This window comes from Uliginosibacterium paludis (assembly GCF_039631355.1).
Taxonomy (GTDB): Bacteria; Pseudomonadota; Gammaproteobacteria; order Burkholderiales; family Rhodocyclaceae; genus Uliginosibacterium; species Uliginosibacterium paludis.
This window is the reverse complement of the sequence record NZ_JBDIVF010000010.1, coordinates 85,094-107,081: the sequence shown is the minus strand read 5'-3', so window position 1 is coordinate 107,081 and position 21,988 is coordinate 85,094. Positions and strand designations below refer to the sequence as shown.

Sequence of the window (21,988 nt, the reverse complement as noted above, 5' to 3'; positions counted from 1 at the left end):
CACTTTCTTGTAGGGGCACGTTTGAGATTCGCTCATATACGAATCAACAACTTACGCGACGAACTGTCGAACTCGGGATGGCATGGTTCGCATGCAGTTCGTCCAGTACGGTACTGACCGCCAGACTGCCGATACCCTGCCGCCAGTAGCGGCTGTTGAGTTCGTAGGCGATGAGAGCGCTGCGATCCGGCAAGACCGTGGCCTGAACGTAGCCGGCAAGCGCGCCGCAGCGAAGCCGGATCACCCAGTTGAGCCAGATCTCTGACTTGTCGGCGGGGCCTCGCGCTTCCAGACGCTCGTAACGGTTGCGAAGCCAGGTTTCGCTCTCTGGCGGCGCGTTCTCGAATTCGTAGAGGGCCGGGTCGCTGAGTACCTGGAACATTTCCGGTGCATGAGCCCGCGTCAGGGGTTCGAGGATGCAGCGTGCCGTGTTGAGGGTTTTCATGTGCTTCGATGTGGGCGCCAATGCATTGCGGGCTTGCGCTTCGCGTTGCTGTGGAGACAGGGCCGGCGGCGTTCCGGCAACGGGCGGATGGCTTGAACTGAGCCTGTCGACGAGGCCTGACGCGAGAAAAACGGAAGGCGCACTTCAGTGTTGAGACGGAGCCTGCTTGTTGCGCAGAAGCGCTTCGACAAGGTTCTCCACGCTTCGAACCTCATCAATGGAGAAGAATCCGTGCTGTCTCGTTTGTCGATCGCCGTCACTGTCCCGGTAGTACTCGGTCCTGAGAATCAGGTCACCCGAGCCGTCCTGGCGCTCGACGCGTTCGATGCCTGCGATCTCTGAGGCGGGATAGGATTTGACCGTGATCGTTTTCGCGCCATCGATTGAAATTGCCCGGCGGTTGGTGAGGACGTAGACCGTGAAGCGAGCCCGTCTGCGCAACCACAGGGGGGCGGACAGGCCACCGATTCCGACCAGCAGGAAGGGAAGGCCGAAGAGCGGAAAGAGGCTCCAGCCGCTGTCGAAATGCGGCATTTCAAAGCCGGCTGCTCCGGCGATCCAGAAAAGTGAGAAAGCCGTCCACGGGATGAAGAAGAACCAGATCTTGAAACCGGACCTCATGAATCTGTTCGGGTTCGGTTGTCCCGCCCACATCACCGATTCCCCGGATTTGAGTTCCGAGCGGACCCGGTCCTGAAGCGCTTGAGGCAAGTTCGAGAGACTGCTCAATGTGGTGTCCTTGTGTTTGAGGGGCTGCATGATCGGCCATGACCCGTATCAGACCGTGGAGAGCGGCATCGCGAGACTGGTTCAAGCGGCCTCCATTCCCGCGTATCGAAGCACTGCACGAAAACGGCGGCCCCGCTGTTCGACCGGCATGCATGGACTCTAACGCATCGGCATGATGATCAGCGCGCCGACCGGCGCTTCGATTGCGCAGAGGTGCGTATGCAGACGCCTCAAGCGTCTGAAACAGCGTTAAAGTCACGCAATACCGCCGGCATGCGCAGCCACGACATGATGCTGCGCGACCGGTTTCCCCGACCCCCGACAGGAAGCGATGTGCATGAGTCTGCAGATTGAGATGGATGATCCCGCGCGCCCGGATGTGCTGGCGCTTCTTGAGGAACATTTGCGCAACATGCATGAGCTCTCGCCGCCCGAGAGCGTGCATGCGCTGGATGTATCGAGGCTGAAAACGCCGGACATCACGTTCTGGTCGGTGCGAGAAGGCGGCTTGTTGCTGGGCTGTGGCGCGCTCAGGCAGCTCTCGCCCGAGCACGGCGAGATCAAGTCGATGCGCACACCTGCCGCGCTTCGGCGCAGGGGGGCGGGTCGGGCTGTGCTGGAGCACATCCTGGTCGAGGCGAAACGGCGAGCTTACACGCGCCTGAGTCTGGAGACCGGAACGCCCGCTGCTTTCGATGCGGCGCGCCGGCTCTATGAAAGCGTCGGATTCAGGGAATGCGGTCCGTTTGGCGACTACCGCCTTGATCCGTACAGCGTCTTCATGACGCTTGATCTGCGGCCGCAGACGGAGTGATGCGCAATCCGGTGAACTTGATCGCCCCCTCTGAACCAATGTGATCACGGCGCTGTTGTTATGATGCCTGCGTGCTGGCCGAAGTGATCAGTTGGCGGCAATCGGCCAAGAACGGACCTTCAAACATACGCACGGAAAGCGGGCATTCATGCGCTATCGTGCCTCGCTCTCTGTCCGTATATTGATACGCGTATACGGATCGGACGGGATTCTGCTCTTTATTGATCAATCATTTAGCGCGTTTTATGTCTGTCCGCACTATTAACCGTAGACGGACCCTCGGGTCCGTCTACTAACGAGTTAGGCGCGATGAACGCTGAAGCCTTCGATATCGAGGTTTATGCAAAGATTGACAGCGGAAATGCTGTCATTCTGCTGCTGTCGCAGAGCCTCGGGCCGCTGCAGCAGAGCTGTGCCCACGAGGATGTAGGGCTGACATTTCACTCCGGGAGTATCACGGTGATTCTGCAACCCAGCGAAGATGGCTTCCTCAGCATCTGGGTACGAAATAGCAGTGTTTGGTCTTCATGCCCAGCGCTGGGGCGGCATCTTGCCAAAGAACTAGGCTGCATTGTTCGTTGCGACCCCGGCCACGAATTTCCGGAAATCAATCCACGCTCAAGTGTATTCCTCGAAATTGAGGCAGGTAACGAACGGTTACTTCATTGGGACTAATTAAAATTTATCACCGCTCGCCTAACCTTTCAGTCAACCTGACTGCCCAAAGCTTCGCTTTGGTTTCCCTCCGTTGCTGCGCAACTCCGGCAGCAGGTTACTTTCAACGTTAGCCCAATGAAGATATCCCTCAGTCCCGGCACCACTGTGATCCTCGGGTTTGGGGTTGTAATTGCATTGCTTGCCGGATTTGCATACTGGCGATCCACGCAGCCCTCACAGCTTGCGCAATGCGAAGCACAGTGCAAGACGGTTGGTATGGCTGCGGAGTTGGTCCAGAAATATCCGAGGCACATGTTGTCCGATGCAAAGAACCTCGGAGAATGTCAATGCAAAGCGCCGTGACACACTATTCGGCTAACTCTGCAGTCGAGAGGGATAGCCAAAAGCTGCGCTTTTGGTTCCCTGCGCTTCGCTCCGGCGACCCCTCACTTCCGCGCTAGGCCTTTCATGAGAAGACGCTTGCAATTCTTGGGTTTTGTCATTGCAGCTGTGTTGCTTGAGTTCAGTAAATTCGCCCCTAAAATCGATGTCAGGCCGTTTCCCTTAGCAGCAAGTGCAAGAGTTCGCTTGGAACTTCCAGTAAGATTTGCCGGCGACTATCGGATTGAGGTTTCAACGCCGAAAGTGGACGGCAATTTTCGATTGAACGAAAAGTCGTTTCCTTGCGATATTCTTTTCACCGTACAAGATGGTGATAATCAAATCATATCTCGGCATGCCGACAGCATCAGTACTGCGAGCGAGGTCGGCTGGGCAAACACTCAAACGTTCGTAGCCGGGGACAACTTTCGTCTCGGTCACGGTACCTACTACGTCACGATCACCAGCGGTGGTGCATGCCCTATCGCATCAGCACGCGGCGCAAGTATCACAGTGAGCCGATTCGAAAGGGAGCATATCCTTGGTAGTCTTTTAATCGACCTCCTTGCGGTTCTGCTCTTGGTTTCCGGCGTGGTTGGTTTGTTGCGCCCCGGGTTTTTCCGAAGCCCTAACAATTCAATCCCGGGGACTGCCAGCAAGCTGGCATCCACTGATCTCAAACGCTGAGGTAGTAGAAAAAACCGGTTTGCAATTTCAAGCATGGACCAACACGAAAACCGACCGCTCAAAACGCGCTGTATTGAACAATCGCCCCTCCGGGAGGGGCTGACGCCCCCCGAAGTCGCCCCCTCATCTCGGTGAAGGGGATTTTTCTACACCCTCGTTAGACGTCACCCACCAAATGGCGCATCTTTCACGATCCGTAGCTACTCTTCGCATCATGGGTGACGATCTCGATCCAGATGAAGTATCGGCGCTACTTCAAGGAGAAGCGACTAAAGCGCACCGAAAAGGTCAGCTCATAGTCGGTTCCAAAAGCACACACGTGGCAAACAGTGGGGTGTGGCGATTGATTGCGAATGAATCAGCGCCTGAAAATACTGATACCCAGGTCGATTTTTTGCTCAGCCAGCTAACTACAAATCTAGAAATATGGCGAGATCTGGCATCTCGATTCAAAATAGATTTATTTTGTGGCTGGTTTATGAAAGAAGGAAATGAAGGTGTTTCCGTCTCCCCACAAACGCTCAAAGCTTTAGGTGAGCGAGGCATCGAGTTGGCAATTGATATCTATGGGCCTGAAAAAGACGTCTAACCCTGCAATCGAGAGGGACGTCCGCAAGCTGGTGCTTGCGGTCCCCTCCGCCTTCGGCTCCGGCCGCCCCTCATCTTCACGTTGAGCGTCAGCTTTCCAATCTCTTGACCGTCCGCAACGGGTCGAAAGCCGATGCTCAGCTAAATCAGCGGGGTGCGCAGACTCCGTCAGCGCGGTGATCAAGTTAGCCAGACAGGTGCTCGCGAACCTCCAGATTTCGCAGGTGACGTTCAGCCCGGCGAAGCTGCCGGGTTCAGTCCATCCAGTCCGGGCCGGTATCTTCTCGCCGCCCGAAAAGGGCAGCGCCGCCGGGGGCGCGGGCAGCAAGTAATTTTTCAAGGGAGCAATGAATCGATGGCAACACGTTCCGGAACAAACGCAGCGCTGGTGGTAGTTGACGTGCAGGCAGGCGTGGTCGCGACGGCATGGGATCGGGACCGCATCGTGGCGAACATTGCCCGGGCGGTTGAGCGTGCGAGAGCGGCGGGAGTGCCGGTCATCTGGGTGCAGCATGAGGACGACGATCTGCCGCGCGACTCCGTTGACTGGAAGTGGGTGCCGGAGCTTCAGGCCACGCCCGGTGAGTTGTGGATCCACAAGCATTTCAACTCGTCTTTCGAAGACACGGCACTCCTGGCTGAACTCGATCGACTCGGCGTATCGCGTCTGTTCCTCGCCGGCGCGGCGACCAACTGGTGCATCCGTGCGACAGCTTACGGCGCGCTGGAACGCGGCTTTGATCTCACGCTGCTGAGTGATGCGCACACCACGAAGGATCTGGCGCTCGCCCCGGGCCGGGTCGTGCCGGCACAGGTCGTCATCGATGATCTGAACACCGTCATGCAATGGCTGGGCTATCCGGGGCGCACGAACGCGGCCGTTCCGGTGGCGGAGGCGGTCTTCGGCTGAACGGAATCGCCGGGACTGCGGGCGCAGGCGTAGCGCGTGTGCCCGCATCCGGATGACACCGTGATGTTCTTCCCTGCCGGCAGGCCGGTGCTCAGCTGAACAGCCCGCCGCTGCGCTGCACGCTGCGGCCGGCGGCATCGATCAGCATGTCCTGCCGGCCGGTGTCGATCAGCGTGAAGCGCTGCCGCGCGCGGGTGATGCCGGTGTAGACCAGTTCGCGCGTGAGGATGGGGTTGGGGCGCGGGGGCAGCAGCAGGGCGCAGTGATCGAACTCCGAGCCCTGGGATTTGTGCACGGTCAGCGCGAACACGGTCTCGATGCCTTGCAGACGGCTGGGCAGCACCCAGCGGATGCCGCCACTGCCGTCGTCGCGCGGGAAGGCCACGCGCAGCACCGGGCTGCCGCCGGCCTGTGGGGCGGGGCGGGGCAGGCAGATGCCGATGTCGCCATTCATAAGGCCCAGGCTGTAGTCATTCCGCGTCACGATGACCGGGCGGCCGGCGTACCAGAGCTCGCTGCCCTGGATCAGGCCACGCTGACGCGCCAGGGTTTCGATGCGCTCATTGAGGCCGGTGACGCCCCACGGACCTTTGCGCAGCGCGCAGAGCAGCTGGAAGCGGCCGTGTGCCGCCAGCACACCGGCAGCCCATTGATCGATGTCCGCTTGCGGCGCGTCAGCAGGCGGCGTTCCGCTGCGGATCCGGCGAAGATAGCCTGCATGGCCCGGCCAGTCTGATTCCGTACGGGTGGAGCCCAGGATCAGGGCCTCGAAGCGCGGATCCTCAAGATCGCTCAGCCCGATGCGGCGGAGGTCGTCGGGCGCCTCCTGCCAGAGCGCGCGAAGCGTGGCGAGCTCTCCCCGGTTTACTGCAGCCGCCAGGCGGCCGATGCCGCTGCCGGCGATAAAGCGGCGGCTTTCGCGCAGCATGACGACGTGCTGGTCCAGCTCGATGCCGTCGGCATCCTGCAGCGTGGTGTCGGGCATCGTGCCGGTGAGCGCCCGGATGCGAGCCAGGGTGGCCGCCGTGTAGTGACCGGCCTCGGCGCGACGGCACAGATCGCCCAGCACGGAGCCGGCCTCCACCGAGGCCAGCTGATCCTTGTCGCCCAGCAGGAAGAAGCGGGCGTGCGGCGGCAGGGCCTCGAGCAGTGTGGCCATCATTTCCAGGTCCACCATCGAGCCTTCGTCGACGACCAGCACATCCAGCGGCAGCGGATTGCGCGCGTTGTGGCGGAAGAGGCGGGTGTCGGGCCGCGAGCCCAGCAGGCGGTGCAGCGTGGCCACTTCGGTTGGAATGCTCGCCAGCCATTCGACATTGTTCAGGATGCGCCCGGGCAGGCCGCTGATCGCTCGGCCGATGGATTCCTTGAGGCGTGCAGCGGCCTTGCCTGTCGGGGCCGCGAGCCGGATCTGCAAGGGCGGCCTGCCTGTCTGCAGCGCCTCGCCCTGGAGGAGCGCCAGCAGGCGGACCACGGTGGTGGTCTTGCCCGTACCCGGGCCGCCGGTGATCAGGCTGAAGGCTGCACCCGCCGCCAATGCACAGGCGATCTTCTGCCAGTCCGGCCGGGCCGGATCCTGATCGGGAAAGAGTTCGTCGAGCAGGGGTTTGAGGGCTGGCCCGGCGGTGAGAGCGGGCTGCGCCATCAGGTGCTGCAGCCGGCGCTCGATGGCCTGCTCGCAGCGGCGGTAGCGACGCAGGTAGAGGCGATGGCCGACAAGCACCAGTGGCCGGTTTTCCGGCTCGTCGTCACGGCCGACGACGCGCGCGCCGGCCAGGATCGCGGCCCAGTCCGCCGCGCCGAGCCCGCTGAGCAGGGCGCCCGGCGTGAGGGCCTGTGCGCCGTCGGGAAGCTCGTCTTCATCCGGCGGCAGGGAGAGCGCCATGCCGGGGTCGGCCAGGGTGTCGTCCAGATCAAGGCAGACATGGCCGCGCCCGAGCTGATGGCTGGCGAGTGTTGCGGCGAGCAGCACCGGGGCTGGCGTGCCCGGTACTTCGCGGTCGAGGAAGCGGGCGAAGGCGAAATCGAGTTCGCGCAGCCAGCCCAGGCCGACCCAGTCCTCAAGCAGCGCCATGAGTGCGGCGGTGTCGTGAAGGCAGGTGTTCATGCGTGCGCTCCTGCGGATTCGCCGGTGAAGAGCGCGTCGAGCTGGTCCATCAGCGTGGCAGGCGGGCGCTCGAAATGCACGCCGGCGCTGTCGGCATGGATGCCGCGCAGGAAGAGGTAGACCGCGCCGCCGATGTGGCGCTCGTAGTCGTAGTCGGGCAGGCGGCTGCGCAGCAGGCGGTGCAGGGCGAAGAGATAGATCACGTATTGCAGGTCGTAGCGGTGCGAGCGGATGGCGGCGTGCATGGCTTCGGGCGTGTAGTCGGCATCGGTCGGGCCGAGCCAGTTCGACTTGTAGTCGGCCACGTAGTAGCGGCCCTCATGCTCGAACACCAGATCCATGAAGCCTTTCAGCATGCCGTTGAGCTGGTCGGGCAGCAGACGGGGGCGCGGTGCGCTGCCGAGTGTTGCCTGAATGATGAGCTCATCCAGCGTGGCGAGTGGCACATGGCTGGCTTCGAACCAGAATTCCATTTCGGCGCGGGCGCGTGGCAGGCTGGCAAGGCGCAGTTGCGGGCCTTGGGGGCCAAGCTGCAGCGGCGTGTCGAGCAGGCAAAGCGTCCAGTCGGTGAGGGGCTCGACCCAGGCCTCCCAGCCGCGCAGCCGGCAGCGGCGCGCGAGCGTGTCGCGCAGGGCTTCCGGATTGGCGAGTGCGCTGGCAAAACCCTGCTGCGTGGCCCATTCCATGATTTCGTGCAGGAAGGTGCCGGCCTCCGCACCCTTGAAAAAGCGGTGAACCGGGCGGTCCGGCCGCGGCGCGCCCAGCCGCGGCGCGGGGAGGTGTTCCGGTTCGAGCAGGTTTTCCGCCGCGGGTGAATCCTCGGCCAGCGTGCTCTGCGGCGCATGCCCTTCGACGCGCAGGGCGGAGTAGGAGCTGACCCACCAGTGCTCGCGCACCGCCCGACTCATGCGACGTGCATGGCCCGACGTGCTGCGCGGCTCGGCCGGCACCCGCAGCGGGGCGTCCGGCAGGCCGATCTCGCGCAGCGCGAGGGCCGGCTGGTTCTGCACGAACGCCTGCAGTGCGGCGCTCATCGCCGTGTGGCCGAGCCCGTTGAGACCCAGCAGGTAGCCGATGGCGCTGCCGTGCCGTGCGAGATCCTCTTTCTGCAGCGACAGCGCGCCCAGCCCGAGCCAGGTGTGGTGGCGGGCACGGGTGAGCGCGACATAGGTCTTGCGCACATCCTCGCCGATGCGCTCTTCATCCGCCTTCATGACAATGTCGTCAGTTGCCTGCAGCACGATCCGGGTGCCCGACGCCTCATCGTGCCAGCGCAACGGGGTGTCACCCGCCTTGACCGGCCGGTAGAGCGGCAGCGTGGGCAGGAATACGACGGGGTATTCCAGGCCCTTGGACTTGTGGATGGTGACGACCTTGACCAGCGCTTCGTCACTTTCCAGCCGCAGCTTGCGGCCTTCCGCGTCGCCTTCGGGGGCGGCGATCTGCTCGGCGAGAAAGCGGATCAGCGCGTGCTCGCCATCCAGCGCAAAACTCGCCTGCTGCAGCAGCTCGGCCAGATGCAGCAGATCGGTGAGCACGCGCTCGCCGCTGCCGGCCGACGCCTGCTCGTCCGGCGCCAGCAGGCGGGCCGCACAGCCGAAGTCGCTCAGGATCCGGTGCACCATCGGCAGCACACCCTGCTTCTGCCACAGTTCGCGGTAGGCCTTGAACTGCAGCACGCGGGCTTCCCAGCGGTCTTCGTGGAGGTTGAGCGCCTCGAGTTCGGCAAACTCCAGACCCAGCGAGGGTGTGGCGAGTGCCGCGCGCAGCGCGCGGTCGTTGTCCGGGCTGGCACAGGCGAGCAGCCAGAAATGCAGCTCCTGCGCCTGCGGCATGCTGTAGACGGTGTCCTTGTCGGAGAGATAGACCGAACGGATGCCGTGACGCGCCAGCGCCTGACGTAGCTCCCGGGCCTCGCCACCGTTGTTGACCAGGATGGCGACATCACCCGGTCGCAGCTGGGTGAATCCGGTGTCCGGATGCCGGAAGCCGGCCCGGCCTTCGGCAGCCTGGCTCAGCAGCTCCGCCAGCTCGTGTGCGCAGGCGCGGGCCATGCAGGCGAGGAAGTCGGCCTTGTTGGTCCAGCATTCATCCTTGGGCGGCGGCGCCAGTGCCAGGGTGAGCGCGGCGGCTTCCTGGCCCCCGGTCACGAAGAGTTCCGGCCGGCCACGCGCCCTGACCGGGTAGAAGGGCACGGCATTGCCACCGGCGTGGCGGAAGCGGAACGCGGCCGGGCCGGCGTCGCGGGATTCCGCCAGGCTGAAGACCTGGTTGGCAGCTGCCACCATGCCCAGCGTCGAGCGGAAGTTGGTGTCCAGCGTGTAGAGGCGATCGGCCACTGCGCGGCGCGCGGTGAGGTAGGTGTGGATGTCGGCACCGCGAAAGGCGTAGATGGCCTGCTTCGGGTCACCGATCAGGATCAGCGCGCTGTCCGTGCGGTCCGCCGCGACCTCATAGACGCGATCGAAGATGCGGTACTGGATCGGGTCGGTATCCTGGAACTCGTCGATCAGTGCAACCGGAAACTGCTGGCGGATGACCTCTGCGAGGCGCATGCCGTTGGGGCCTTGCAGCGCGGCGTCCAGCCCGGTGAGGAGCTGGTCGAAACCGATGCGTGCGCGGCGCGCCTGCAGCCGTGCGAAGTCTGCGCTCACGCTGCGTGCAGCATGCGCCAGCAGCGTCGGGCCGGTAGCGGGCAGCGCATCGATCGCGGCCCTGAGGCCGGCGAAGGCGTCGAACGCAGGGTGCGCCGGCGTGCCATCGGGCCAGGCCTCGGCAATGCCTTCGGGTGTGAAGCGATTCCATTGCGCGGCGGTGAGCTCGGGCAGGGCGAGCGCTGCGCTGCCCGCCCATTCGCGCATGCCGGCAAGCCAGTTTGCACAGGTGTCACTGCGCAGCTTGCTGCCATTGAAACGCTTGCCCGCGCGCCCGGCAGCCAGCAGGGCCTCCACCTCATCGAGCCAGGCCGCCCAGGGGGCCTTGAGCGCGCCGAGCGCCTTGCGGCGTGCGGCCAGCAGGCGGGGCAGGGCGATCGCCGGTGCGTCGGCTGCAGGCAGTTGGTCGACATGGGGCAGGAGCGGGCGAACCGCTTTCTCAAGCTCGTCCGGACTCTGCCAGTGCTCGAGCACGGCGATCAGCAGCTCGCGGTCGAGCGGATAGAAATGCCGCCGCCAGTAGTCCCGCACGGTTTGCGCGAGCATCTCGCTCTGGTCGGTTTCGAGCTCCTGGGAGAACAGGCTCTGGCTGTCGAAGGCATGCTCGCGCAGCATGCGGTTGCACCAGGCGTGAATGGTGGACACGGCCGCTTCGTCCATCCACTCGGCGGCCAGTTCCAGTCGGCTTGCGCAGGCGGGCCAGTCGGCTTCGGGATAATCGCTGCGCAGCGCGCAAAGGGCAGGATCGGGTGTGCGCTCAGGCCGACGGAAGGCTTCGGCAGCTTCGGTCAGGCGCACGCGGATGCGATCGCGCAGCTCGCGGGTGGCCGCTTCGGTAAAGGTGACGACAAGGATTTCTGGTGGTGTCAGCGCGCCACCCCGGAAGGCGTTCTCACTGCCGTGGCCCAGCACCAGGCGCAGGTAGAGCATGGCGATGGTGAAGGTCTTGCCGGTGCCGGCGCTGGCTTCGATCAGATGGCTGCCGGTGAGCGGGAAGCTCAGCGCGTCGAGTGTTTTCTGCATGTCGGGCTGCATCAGGATTCCTCCCCGCTGGCCAGGATGGGGCCAAGCAGGCGTTCGCAGCATCGGGTGAATTCACCGCTTGCCGAGAGCGACGCGAAATCAGGATAGCAGCGGCGCAGCCATGGCTTGCCATCCAGCTCGGCGTAGCCGTTGAAGCCATCTCCTTCGTAAGCCTTGCGGGCGGCCTGTTCGGCGTCAGCGGCGGATTTGTTCGCGCCCTCGAGCCAGGCGAAACCGGTGCGCGGCATGAAGGGCAGCGGCCGGCACAGGCCTTCGATGCAGGCATGCAGCAGGGTTTCGAGGAGCATGCGAGCGTCATCGGCGCCCAGCGCGGCCAGTGTCAGACTCGCATCCTTGCCGACAACGACGCTGCGGGTCGGCGTGCCATCCAGATGGCAGGCCAGATGCGCGACCCAGGCTTCGATGAGGGCGCTGCGACGCGGCTTCTTGCGATCCATCAGGCTGCGGTTGGCGACCAGCACACGCAGGCGTTCATCGCCCCGGGAATGACATCGGGGTATCTGGCCGGCGAGTGTGACCGGGCCTGCGGGTGTGGCGAACACTTCACGGATGTTCAGGGTGTTACCGGGCGACTCCGCTTCTCCGCCCAGCGCTTCACGGTAACGCTGGAAAAGTTCGTTCAGAGGCGCGCTCAGCTGCTCTGACTGCAGGGTCCCCAGCGCGCCGATTGCCAGGCCGCCGCGCCGGCGGATGCGGGCGAGCCCGAGTTCGGCCGCGCGCGCATCGTCATCGCCATGGTCAAGGGCGTCGAGGCGGGCTGCGATGAGTTCGTCCTGCAGGCTCCAGCTTTCCAGTGCGTCGAGCGCGAAGGGCTCATCATCCTCGCTGGCCAGATCGCGGAGGGAGAAATCCACCCGCAGCCGCTCGCGGAAGAAATGCCTGACCGGATCCTTGAGAAAGCGGATGAGGGTGTCGAGGCTGATCGGCGCATCTAGCACCGGCAGAGGCAGCGCCGTGTCACCCGCTTCCCGCTTGAGCTCGGGCGAGAACTCCCATTCGCGGGCATACGAGAAGAGTGCGGGCGAGGTGCCGAAATAGGCCGGGCTGAAAGCCTGCAGGCGGTGCTCAACGGTGATCGCGTCGAGCAGCGCGTGGCGCGGCGCTTCTTCGGGCTGACCCGCAAGCTGCCAGCCGGCCGCGAGGTGGTCGCGGAGCTGGCCGACGAGCACCGAGGCGGGGCGTTCCTGATTGTCCTGCGCGCTTCGGCCTACCCAGCTGACATGCAGGTGTTCGCGTGCCGCGAGCAGGGCTTCGAGGAAGAGGTAGCGGTCATCATCGCGCCGCGAGCGGTCGCCGGCGCGGCTGTCGCGTGCCATCAGATCGAAGTCCAGCGGGGGCCGCGAGCGCGGGTAATCGCCATCGTTCATGCCCAGCAGGCAGACGCGCCGGAAGGGAATCGCCCGCATCGGCATGAGCGTGGCGAAGGTCAGCCGACCGTCCATGAAACGGCGCGAGAGTGAGCCGGATTCGAGCTGGCCGAGCCAGTGTTCGCGCACGATTTCGAGCGGCAGGGCTTCGTCGGCTCCCGCCGCTTCGCAGGCCTCGAGCCAGGTTTCGAGGCTCGTCTGCATCTGCTGCAGCAGGAAACTGTCTTCCGGCGCGGCAGGGGAGAAGAAGTCGCGCAGCAGCGCGCTCAGACGCGCTCCCCAGAGCGCTGGCGTGGCCGGCGTGCTGAAGCTCTCCAGCAGATGGGCAAGCCGGGCGACGAGGCGCTCGAGCGGACCGATCAGGGCGGCGTCCAGACCGGCGACTTCACCGAAGGGTTCGATGTCGTGCCAGGAGAGATCTTCACGGCCCGCCGGGTCGATGCCATTCGCGTACCCCAGCAGCATGGCGCGCAGGCCGGCGAGCCAGGTGTTCTGCAGCTGCGCGTTGCCGGTGATGCCCTTGCGGTGGGCGTCATCCAGCCCCCAGCGGATGCCGCTTTGAGCAATCCACTGCTGCAGGCGCGGCAGGTCGGCCGGCTCGATTGCCAGTCGCTGCTGGATGGCCGGTACGTCGAGCAGGTCGAGGATCTCGCTGGCAGCAAAGCGTGCTTCAGGGAGGCGTAGCAGGTAGTGCAGCGCGCTGGTGACCGGCGCCTGCCGCTGTGAGCCGAGGTCGGCAATCGAGAAGGGAATGTGGCGCGGGTCCTGCTGCGGGATCTGGCCGAATACGGCCGCGATGTGGGGCGCGTAGGCGTCGATGTCCGGCATCATCACGATCACGTCCCGCGGGCGCAGCGTGGGATCGGCATCGAAGGCCGCCAGCAGCTGGTCGTGCAGGATCTCGACCTCGCGCTGCGCGCTGTGGGCGATGTGAAAGCGGATCGAGTCGTCGCGGGCCGGATCCAGACTGCGGCCGAGCGCGCGCGATTCGGTGAGCGGGCGCGATTGCAGGATGTCGTCCTGCAGCTGGCGGAGCAGGGTCGCACTGCCGGGCGACTCGAAAAGATCGATGCGCTCGCCGACCTGTTCGAAGTGGCCGCGGTACTGCTCGGGCTCGTCCAGCTCGTCGAGCAGCGCGATGTAGTCGCGCCCCTGTTTGCCCCAGGCGGCCAGCAGCGGATGGGCGTGCAGGTGCAGGGCTTCGGGGGCGATCTCGAGGGGCGTGCCGGGGCGGCTGCGGTGCCGGCCGGAGCGGCGCCGCGCCTCGTCGCGCCCGCTGACGAGATTGGCCCAGTAATGTTCGCAGGGGTTGTTCACGCAGAGGATGACTTGCGTGAAGCGCGCGATCTTGCGCAGTACTTCAAGCGACTGGCGGGGCAGCGACGACAGCCCGAACACCGTGACCCGGCGGGGCAGCAGCGGCGGGCGCTGGGCGAGCGCATCGGCAGCTTCCAGAAACTGCTGGTGCACCGCTGCGCGGCCGCTGCTGCGGGCGCCGCCCGCGTCGGCCAGCAGTTCGCGCCAGAGCAGCGCCTGCCAGCGGGATTCGTCGTCCAGCCGGGTTTCGCGGCCGTCGGCATGACGCAGGACATCCTGCCCGTCCGCCCAGGCTTCGAGCCAGTCGGCGCGATAGACCTGGTACTGGTCGAAGAGGTCGGCCACCCGGCCGGCCAGCTGGTAGCGCTTGCGAAGGTCGGCATCGGTGGCGAGAAAGCGCGCCAGCGGCGCATAGCCGGGCTGGGTGGCGAGCCGCGGCAGCAGACGCATCAGGCGCCAGAGCAGGATGGCCTTGTCGAAGGGCGATGCCTCCGGCACCGCTGCTTCGCCCAGCACGGCGCGATAGGCGAGCCACATGAAGCGCGAGGGCAGCTGCAGGTCGAAGGCGGCGGCAATACCGATGCCGCCTTCGGGGCGCCCCGAGTCATGTGCAGCGAGCGCCTGCTTGAGCCACTGCGCGATGCCGTTGCTCTGCACCAGCACGATCTCGTCTTCCAGCGGTGCCAGCGGATGGGCGCGGAACCAGTGCACGACCAGCTGCCGCAGCAGCTCGGGCTGGTTGCCATGCAGGATCATGAGGCCGGGGGCGATTTCCCGATCGGACAAATCAGTACTCCAGTGTGGATGTCGGCAGCAGGAAGGGAGTGTGCCGCAATGGTGGCGGGGCTGTCTTGATCCGCGAGGCACGAGGCCGCAAACAGGCAAGGCGGCCGCTGCATTTTCATGTGGGCGGGCCTGTTTGAGGTGTTGCGGCAGGCTCTGCGCAGCAAGGCCCTATACTTTCGCACCGGCCGCATCCCGCGATTGCCGCGCCCCTGATCATTTCGCTGACCTCGCTTCATGCCCTGGAACATTGCCGCCCCCGCCCACAGCGAACTCCTGATCCGGAAGAGCCGTTTCATCGGTTGCGTGCAGCCGGTTGCCGGTCGCGCCGAAGCTCGCGAGGTGGTGGCGAGTCTGTGGGCGCAGCATCCTTCCGCCTCGCATGTCTGCTGGGCCTTGCTGGCTGGTGGGGAATCAGCCGCCGTGGATGACGGCGAGCCCGGCGGTACGGCGGGTCGCCCGATGCTGGACGTGCTGCGCCTGCAGGATCTCGATGGCGTGCTGGCCACCGTTGTGCGCTATTACGGCGGCATTCCGCTGGGGGCAGGCGGTCTGGTGCGCGCCTATTCCGACAGCGTGGCACAGGCCCTGCGTCAGGCCGAGCGGATTCCTGTCGTGCGCCTTTGCCGCCTGGCCTGCGATGCACCCTATGCGCTGGAAGGAATGATCCGCCGTGCCATCGAGCGCGAGGGGGCACGGCTCGAAGCCGTGGCGCACGGCGAGCAGGTGAGCTTCGAGATTGTCTTGCCCGAGCAGGCCGCTTCGGGCTTTCGGGCACAGGTGAGCGAAGCCGGTCAGGGCCGCATCGTGTGGGCCGAGGAATGACTCGGCGCCACAAACAGACGGCCCGCTGCGCGAAGCGTGCAGCGGGCCGTGATGGCGTGCGGGGCGCCGGCTCAGTTGAGCTTGAAGTGACCGACCGAGACCAGCATGTCTTCCGCGATCTCCTGCAGCCTGCGCGCGGCGGTGCCGGTGTTGGCGGTGCTGGCGTTGAGCTCCTCGGCATGGACGGCGATCTGCTCGACCCGCGTCGCGACATCGGTTGAGGCCACGGCCTGCTCGCGCAAGCCCTGGGCAATGTCGCCGACCAGCTCAGCCACATTGCGGGCGAGCGTCCGGATTTCGCTGACCGACTCGTTGGCTTGCTGAACCAGGCTTTCGCCTTTCTCAACAGACTGCACACCGCTCTCGATACCGCCCACCACTTCACGCGTGGAGCGCTGGATATTGCTGATCATCTGGGTGATTTCGGTGGTCGAGGCCGCGGTGCGCTCCGAGAGCTTGCGGACCTCATCGGCCACCACGGCGAAGCCGCGTCCCTGTTCGCCTGCGCGGGCAGCCTCGATTGCCGCGTTGAGCGCGAGCAGATTGGTCTGGTCGGCGATGTCCTTGATGACGGTGACGATGTTGGAAATCTTGCCCGATTCGATTTCCAGCACCTCGATACGTTGCGAGGCTTCGCGCACGGTGGTCGCGATGCGCTGGATCTCGCTTACCACCTGCTCCAGTCGCTGGCCGCTGGCGGCCGCCTGGTTGTCGGCGCTGCCGGCCAGGGTGCTGGCTTCATCGGTACTGGCCGAAACATGGCTGATCGAGACCGTCAGCTCTTCGACATTCGCAGCGATGGCCGATGCCGCCTCGCTTTGCGTGGCGCTGCTGGCCTCGGTCTGGCGGGTCGCGTCAGAGAGCTGGCGGGAGGCGGCCGAGACGCCTTCGGCCTGATCACGCATGCGGCGGACCACCTTCTGCAAGGCGTCCCGCATCTCTTCCATGGTGCCCATGAGCTTGCCCATTTCGTCCTGGCTGCCTTTGGGGACCGGAACGTTCAGGTTGCCGTCGGAAATCCGGTGTGCAATCCCTACGAGTGACTCCAGAATGCCGGAGACACGGGTCGAGAACCACAGCGAGAAGGCGATTGCGACAAACGACGCAAAACCGAGCGCCACCCAGGCCATGATCTGGTCCTGACGTGCGATGCTGCTTGCGGCGGCGCCCCGCTTCTGTGCGGTCTCCAGGACCTGATTGCTCAACTCGTCGGTCTTGTCGCGCAAGGCATTGGCCCGCTTGACCCAATCGGTGCGGCGCATGTTCTGCGCAGCTTCCTCGTCGCCCGCCTTGATCTTGGCGACGGCGTCGTTCACCGAGTTCCGGTAGTCGGCCGAGTACTGGCGGATTTCGTCAAGAATGCGTTTCTCGTCCGGGCTGGTGCTCAGGGCAGCATAGTCATCGATGGACTTCTGGACCGATGCATCGAGCTCTGCGAGGGATTTCTCCAGTTTCGCGCGCTCCTCGGGGCTGCTGGGCAGGGCATATTCAAGGCTGCGCACGCGATAGCGCAGGCGCAGCTCGCTGATTTTGCCTGCGGCCTTGATGGCGGGCATGGAAGACTGGGCGAAATAGCCGATTTCGCCTTGCAGCGTTCCGATCTGCATCGTGCCGAAAATCAGCGCCGCGATCAGTACTCCGCTACTGACCACGAAGTTGAGTAATAACTTGTTGCGGAATCTGAGATCGTCGAACCAGCGCATGAGTGTCTCCTTTTATGGAAACGTGCCTATCCCGGAGATGGTCACGTTTAGTTGACGGAGATAACGGGCAATCCTTGAGTGACTTGAGCTCTCTGGCTCTTCAGGGCGGGTTTCCGGCCGCGTCGAGGGTCTCTTCCCTCAGCAGGAATGCGCCTTTGCGACGGTCTGAAAAATAATGTTTCAGGCTCAGGCTGACGGAGTGGAAAGCAATTTCACCCCAGGGAATTTCTTCTTCTGAAAAGAGTCTTGTTTCCAGCGATTCAATGCCGGGCGAAAACTGGCCGCCAATCAATCCGGCCAGATAAATCACATGGACCTGGTTGATATGCGGAATATTGACGATGGTCTGCAGGCCCTGCAGTTCGATTCGAGCGCAGGCCTCCTCGAGGGTTTCGCGCTCGGCAGCCTGCGCCAGGGTTTCGTCAGACTCCATGAATCCGGCGGGCAGGGTCCAGTAACCCCGGCGCGGTTCGATCGCTCGTCGGCACAGCAGCACCTTGTCCTGCCAGACCGGGAGGCTGCCCACCACCAGCTTGGGATTGACGTAATGCACGCTATCGCAGGCGGGACACACCTGACGCGGACGGGTGTCACCATCGGGAATGCGTGTTTCGACGGGGGTGCCGCAGCGGCTGCAGAATCGGATTTCTTCACACATGTTTGACGGAGAATAGCCCCTCGTCGCAGGCAGGTGAAGGGGGCTCGCGTTTTCCGGGTATCCTTGGCCCATTCAAGGCATTTTCGTCCGCCCCGCATGTTCAACCGACGCGACATCCACGATTCATGGAATGAGCTGGTACTGGCCTGGAAGCTGGTCTGGCAGGCCGTGGACGACCTCGAACTGTGGGCCGCCTTCATGCTTCATTGTGACCGGCTCAATGCGCTGGCCCGGCAGCAGGGGCTCAATGAGCTGGAAGCTGCACTGGCGCCGCTTCTTCACATGATGGAAGGCCTGGCGGCCCCGAACGACAGCGAAAAATCTGCCGTTGATCGGCTGCTGCCCGGCATCTTTGCAGCCGTGCGCGAGGCCTGCGGGCCTGCACCCCGGCGCAGCAAGACCCAATTGGCCGAAGACGAGACCGGCTTGCCCCTGGTGGTGGTGCTGAGCCGGCATCCGGACGAGCTCGAAGAACTGCTCATGCAGGTCGAGCACTACGGTTATGCGCTCAAGGTGTTTTCCGATGCGGTTGCGGCACTGCGCCTGGCGGTGACTCAACGCGCTGCAGCCCTGGTTGTGGAGGTGGATGCCGAGATTGACGAGGCCACCATCGAGATGACCCGGCAAGCTGCGCAGGCTGGCGTGAAATGGTTCCCGCTGTCGAGCTTCGGCGATTTCAAGTTGCGTCTCCAGGCCGTCCGCCTCAAGGCACAGGGGTTCTTCCTCAAGCCGCTGACCGCCACGGCCTTCGTCGATGCCATCGATCCGCTGATCTTCACTGCGCGTGAGGAACCCTTCCGGGTAATGATCGTGGATGACTCGGTCACCGTGCTCGCGTCGATCATGAAGGCGCTCGAATCCCAGCCGAACCTGCGCTTCTGCGCGGTGCGCCAGCCGGAACTGGTGCTCGAAACACTGATGGATTTTGCGCCGGACGTGCTCCTGCTCGACTTCCACATGCAGGAATGCAATGGTCTTGAGGTGGCCAAGATCATTCGCCAGAACAAGGCCTTCGAATCCATTCCGCTCATCTACCTGACCAGCGAAACCAGCGAAGCCATCCAGCTCGAAGCGATGCGCCATGGCGGTGACGATTTCCTGACCAAACCGATCAGTCAGGCTCAGCTCGTCAATACCGTCATCAGCAAGGCCGAGCGCTATCGCAGCCTGCGCAAGCTGATGGTGGAAGACAGCCTCACCGGCCTGTTCAACCACGTGAAAACCAAGGCGCTGCTGCAGCAGGCCCTGTTGCAGGCCGAGCGCGTGGGGTCGCCTGTGTGTTATGCCATTCTGGATATCGATCATTTCAAGAAGGTGAATGACACCTACGGCCACACCGTGGGCGACCGCGTGCTGCGTTCGCTGGCGCGTTTCCTCAAGCAACGGCTGCGCAAGGCGGACATCGTCGGGCGATACGGCGGCGAGGAGTTCGTCGTGGTGTTCGTGGATGCGCCGGTCGAGCAGGCGCTTGAGCGGCTGGAGAGCATCCGCGACAGTTTTTCGCGCATCTATCACGCGTACGACGACGGGATTTTTTCGGTCACCTTCAGTGCCGGCATGGCGCAGTTTCCCGATTACGGAAACATGATGGATCTCATGGTCGCAGCCGATCAGGCGCTCTATGCTGCAAAGCGTGAAGGGCGGAATCGCGTCAACCTGGCCTGATCGCTCCGGGTTCAAGAAAGCCCGCGTCGCGACGTAAAAGCATGTCTGGCTCCGGCTGCGCACTGTCTGCCAGCTGTGCCTTTCTTGCTATGGACATGTGTTCAGGTGCCGATTGATATTTCCCGTTTCGAACAGCTGAAAGCCTCGGGCGATCTTCCCTCGCCCAAGGGGATTGCGCTGGCCGTCATCCGCTTGACGCAGCAGGAGCGGATGTCGCTGGCCGAGCTTGCCGCGTTGATCCGCAGCGATCCGGCTTTCGTAGGGCGGCTCATCAAGGCTGCCAACGACATCATCGGTTACGGCAGGCGACCGGTTGCCTCGATCGGCGAGGCGCTGAACGTGCTCGGCGTACCCGCCGTCAGAGCCATGGCGCTCGGTTTCTCCCTGCTCAACAACTACCGCAGCGGCGCCTGCGAGGGCTTCGACTATCGTGCCTTCTGGGGCAAATCGTTGCTCACCGCGGTCACGATGCAGACGGTGGCCCTGCGCACACGCGTCGTTGCGCCGGATGAGAGCTATTGCCTCGGTCTGCTCGCCCGGGTCGGCCAGCTCGCACTCGCCACGCTCTATCCGCACGACTACTCCCGCATCTGCCAGGAGGCCGGCAGCGATCCGCTGCAACTGCTCGAGCATGAAACCCGGGCCTTCGCGATGAACAGCGCCGAGCTGGGAGCCGCCATGCTCGCGGACTGGGGCCTGCCACGCCTGTTTTGCGATGCCGCGTTCAACGTGGCGATCCTGCGTGCCGGCCATCACGGCGAGGGCACGCGTCAGGCTGCACTCGAGTATTCCCTGAGCTTCGCCCGGATTGCGGGTGGTCTGTGCAACACGACCGAGCAGGACTGCCAGCCGCTGCGCTGGAAGCTGCTCACCGCAGGCTCCTGTCTCGGATTCGATGAGGAAACCGTTTCCGGGATGATCGACACCGCGCTCCTGGAGTGGAGCGAATGGGGTGTGCTGCTGGATGTTGCGACCGATGGCTGTTCGCCCTTCCAGTCGAAAGAGGAGGGGCCGGAGCTGCCGGCGTCTGCGTTGCCGGCAGACGACGAGGGCGTAAGTGCCAGTCAGCGCGCGAGCGACGGGATGCGGGTGCTGCTGGTTGAAGCGGATCCCTCGCAGCGTGCGTCGCTGCGTGCCTACCTGCTCAAGGCCGGTTATGAAGTGGCTGAAGCTACGGACGGGTTCAGTGCGACCGAGACGGCGCTCGACTTCCGTCCCGACATGATGCTGCTTGGCTGGTCACTGCCGGATGTTTCCGGGCTTGAAATGCTGGCCAGCCTTCGCCGCACCCGGATCGGTCGGGCCATCTACATCGTGCTGCTCACGCTGAGCGGTGACGAGGAGACCACGATTGCCGCCTTCGATGGCGGAGCAGACGACATCCTGTCGCTGCCCGTGTCAGAAAGATTGCTACTTGCGCGCCTGGAAGCCGGCAAGCGCATCAGCTCGCTTCAATACGAGATCGAGCAGGACCGCGAGGAGATCCGCCGCTTTGCAGCCGAGTTGGCGGTGAGCAATCGCCGTCTGCAGGAGGTCGCGCTGACGGACTCGCTGACCGGTTTTCCGAACCGCAGGTGCTTTGTGGAAAGACTTGAGGAAATCTGGTCTGCCACCCAGGCTTCGAATGCGTTGCTGGCCTGTATCGTGATCGATATCGATCGCTTCAAGGGCATCAACGACGCTCACGGCCATGAGGCGGGTGACAAGGTGCTGCGTGCGGTTTCAGTTGCCATCCGCAGCAGCCTGCGCTCGAGCGATCTGCTGGCCCGCCTCGGCGGCGACGAGTTCGTTGTGCTGTGCCCGGGGCTGTCGCTCGAGGCGGCTCAGGCCTGTGCCGAACGCATCCGGCGCGCAGTGATCGCTGTGGATGTGACGGCGGGCCCGCATCGGCTGAAGCCGCAGGTCAGCCTCGGCGTGGCCTGCCGGGATCGTCATACGCCGGATGCCGATGCGCTGGTGCGTCAGGCTGACCAGAGCCTTTATCGGGCGAAACAGGCTGGCCGGAATCGCGTTTCTGCCTTGCAGGCGGGCGAATAAAGGGAAAGTCCCTATTATTTCAAACACACCCTAAAGTTCGCTCCGATGCGGTCGTAAATCATCAATGAGTGCCGCATAGGTTTTTGATTTTTCCTTAAAAATCATCAATTTGATTGAATTCTGGATTCCTTTGCCAAGGCGTGTAGGACATGTTCCTACACGCCTTGCGCGTCTTATTGGTACGTCATTTTCCGACACTGCCTGAATTGTTGTCGCCCCCTGCGTCGACAACAATTGACACACAAACCCGAAAGCAGAACGGGTCCCCCGAACAGTGCAGTGGAGGCAAACATGAAAATGGATATTGGCGGCGAAATCAGGGAACTCAATCTCTCCTACCTGATGCTTGCGCAGCAGATGCTGCAGTCCGACCGGGCGAACGCCATGTTCAAGCTGGGAATCGGCGAAGACGTCGCCGATATCGTCGAGAACCTCTCTCCGGCCCAGATCCTGCGCATGGCATCAAACGAAATGCTGTTGTGCCGTTTCCGCTTCGATGACAGTTTGCTGCTCAATCTGATGAGCAATCATGGTCGCGAAAATGCTGCGGCCCGCATTCATGCCACCATCCTCGCGGCCTCCAAGCCTGTTGAACATCTTTCCTGAGCCGGGATCCG

The 21,988-nt window shown here is 63.8% G+C and carries 16 protein-coding genes; 9 read left to right on the top strand and 7 right to left on the bottom strand.

The features are described 5' to 3' along the window. Positions 1–43: 43 nt before the first annotated feature. Together ABDB87_RS17900 and ABDB87_RS17895 are read right to left on the bottom strand one after the other, a co-directional pair. Positions 44–445, bottom strand: coding sequence for a GNAT family N-acetyltransferase (locus ABDB87_RS17900; RefSeq protein WP_345929606.1), 402 nt, complete (start codon positions 443–445; stop codon positions 44–46). Between the two features lie 144 nt (positions 446–589). Then, the gene (locus tag ABDB87_RS17895) at positions 590–1,204 is read right to left on the bottom strand and encodes a hypothetical protein (RefSeq protein ID WP_345929604.1); all 615 of its coding nucleotides are present in this window, start codon (positions 1,202–1,204) and stop codon (positions 590–592) included. A 307-nt stretch (positions 1,205–1,511) separates the two neighbouring features. On the opposite strand from ABDB87_RS17895, the gene ABDB87_RS17890 reads away from it, so the two are divergent. From ABDB87_RS17890 to ABDB87_RS17870, 5 genes are all read left to right on the top strand, one after another. Continuing rightward, on the top strand, positions 1,512–1,988 hold the full coding sequence (locus tag ABDB87_RS17890; RefSeq protein ID WP_345929602.1) for a GNAT family N-acetyltransferase: 477 nt from the start codon (positions 1,512–1,514) through the stop codon (positions 1,986–1,988). 309 nt (positions 1,989–2,297) lie between these two features. After that, the gene (locus tag ABDB87_RS17885; protein WP_345929600.1) at positions 2,298–2,663 is read left to right on the top strand and encodes a hypothetical protein; all 366 of its coding nucleotides are present in this window, start codon (positions 2,298–2,300) and stop codon (positions 2,661–2,663) included. Positions 2,664–3,125: 462 nt separating this feature from the next. Next, entirely contained in the window at positions 3,126–3,713 is a 588-nt protein-coding gene (locus tag ABDB87_RS17880) for a hypothetical protein (protein WP_345929598.1), read from the top strand. Between the two features lie 214 nt (positions 3,714–3,927). Then, positions 3,928–4,302, top strand: coding sequence for a DUF4279 domain-containing protein (locus tag ABDB87_RS17875; RefSeq protein WP_345929596.1), 375 nt, complete (start codon positions 3,928–3,930; stop codon positions 4,300–4,302). A 354-nt stretch (positions 4,303–4,656) separates the two neighbouring features. After that, positions 4,657–5,211, top strand: a complete 555-nt coding sequence (locus ABDB87_RS17870) for an isochorismatase family protein (RefSeq protein ID WP_345929594.1) — start codon at positions 4,657–4,659, stop codon at positions 5,209–5,211. 91 nt (positions 5,212–5,302) lie between these two features. On the opposite strand, the gene recD is transcribed toward ABDB87_RS17870, so the two are convergent. The 3 genes from recD to recC are packed head-to-tail and all read right to left on the bottom strand — an operon-like array spanning position 5,303 to position 14,486. Next, positions 5,303–7,318: an exodeoxyribonuclease V subunit alpha gene (recD, locus tag ABDB87_RS17865; protein ID WP_345929592.1), complete on the bottom strand. Its 2,016-nt coding sequence runs from the start codon at positions 7,316–7,318 to the stop codon at positions 5,303–5,305. Beyond that, positions 7,315–11,007 carry an exodeoxyribonuclease V subunit beta gene (gene recB, locus ABDB87_RS17860; RefSeq protein ID WP_345929590.1) on the bottom strand — a complete coding sequence of 1,231 codons (3,693 nt, stop codon included), beginning with the start codon at positions 11,005–11,007 and terminating at the stop codon, positions 7,315–7,317. Before recB ends, recD begins: the two co-directional genes overlap by 4 nt. After that, positions 11,007–14,486, bottom strand: coding sequence for an exodeoxyribonuclease V subunit gamma (gene recC, locus ABDB87_RS17855; RefSeq protein WP_345929588.1), 3,480 nt, complete (start codon positions 14,484–14,486; stop codon positions 11,007–11,009). Before recC ends, recB begins: the two co-directional genes overlap by 1 nt. Positions 14,487–14,720: 234 nt before the next feature. On the opposite strand from recC, the gene ABDB87_RS17850 reads away from it, so the two are divergent. After that, entirely contained in the window at positions 14,721–15,308 is a 588-nt protein-coding gene (locus ABDB87_RS17850; RefSeq protein WP_345929586.1) for an IMPACT family protein, read from the top strand. Between the two features lie 71 nt (positions 15,309–15,379). Here ABDB87_RS17850 and ABDB87_RS17845 read toward each other — a convergent pair whose 3' ends face one another. Further along, positions 15,380–17,011 carry a methyl-accepting chemotaxis protein gene (locus ABDB87_RS17845; protein WP_345929584.1) on the bottom strand — a complete coding sequence of 544 codons (1,632 nt, stop codon included), beginning with the start codon at positions 17,009–17,011 and terminating at the stop codon, positions 15,380–15,382. Positions 17,012–17,111: 100 nt separating this feature from the next. Beyond that, positions 17,112–17,669: an NUDIX hydrolase gene (locus ABDB87_RS17840; protein WP_345929582.1), complete on the bottom strand. Its 558-nt coding sequence runs from the start codon at positions 17,667–17,669 to the stop codon at positions 17,112–17,114. A gap of 96 nt (positions 17,670–17,765) precedes the next feature. Between ABDB87_RS17840 and ABDB87_RS17835 the strand changes: the two genes are divergently transcribed. The 3 genes from ABDB87_RS17835 (at position 17,766) to flhD (ending at position 21,977) form a co-directional block, all read left to right on the top strand. Further along, the gene (locus ABDB87_RS17835; RefSeq protein WP_345929580.1) at positions 17,766–19,334 is read left to right on the top strand and encodes a GGDEF domain-containing protein; all 1,569 of its coding nucleotides are present in this window, start codon (positions 17,766–17,768) and stop codon (positions 19,332–19,334) included. A gap of 105 nt (positions 19,335–19,439) precedes the next feature. Further along, positions 19,440–21,371: a GGDEF domain-containing response regulator gene (locus ABDB87_RS17830; protein WP_345929578.1), complete on the top strand. Its 1,932-nt coding sequence runs from the start codon at positions 19,440–19,442 to the stop codon at positions 21,369–21,371. Between the two features lie 291 nt (positions 21,372–21,662). Continuing rightward, positions 21,663–21,977: a flagellar transcriptional regulator FlhD gene (gene flhD / locus ABDB87_RS17825; protein WP_345929576.1), complete on the top strand. Its 315-nt coding sequence runs from the start codon at positions 21,663–21,665 to the stop codon at positions 21,975–21,977. Positions 21,978–21,988 lie beyond the last annotated feature (11 nt).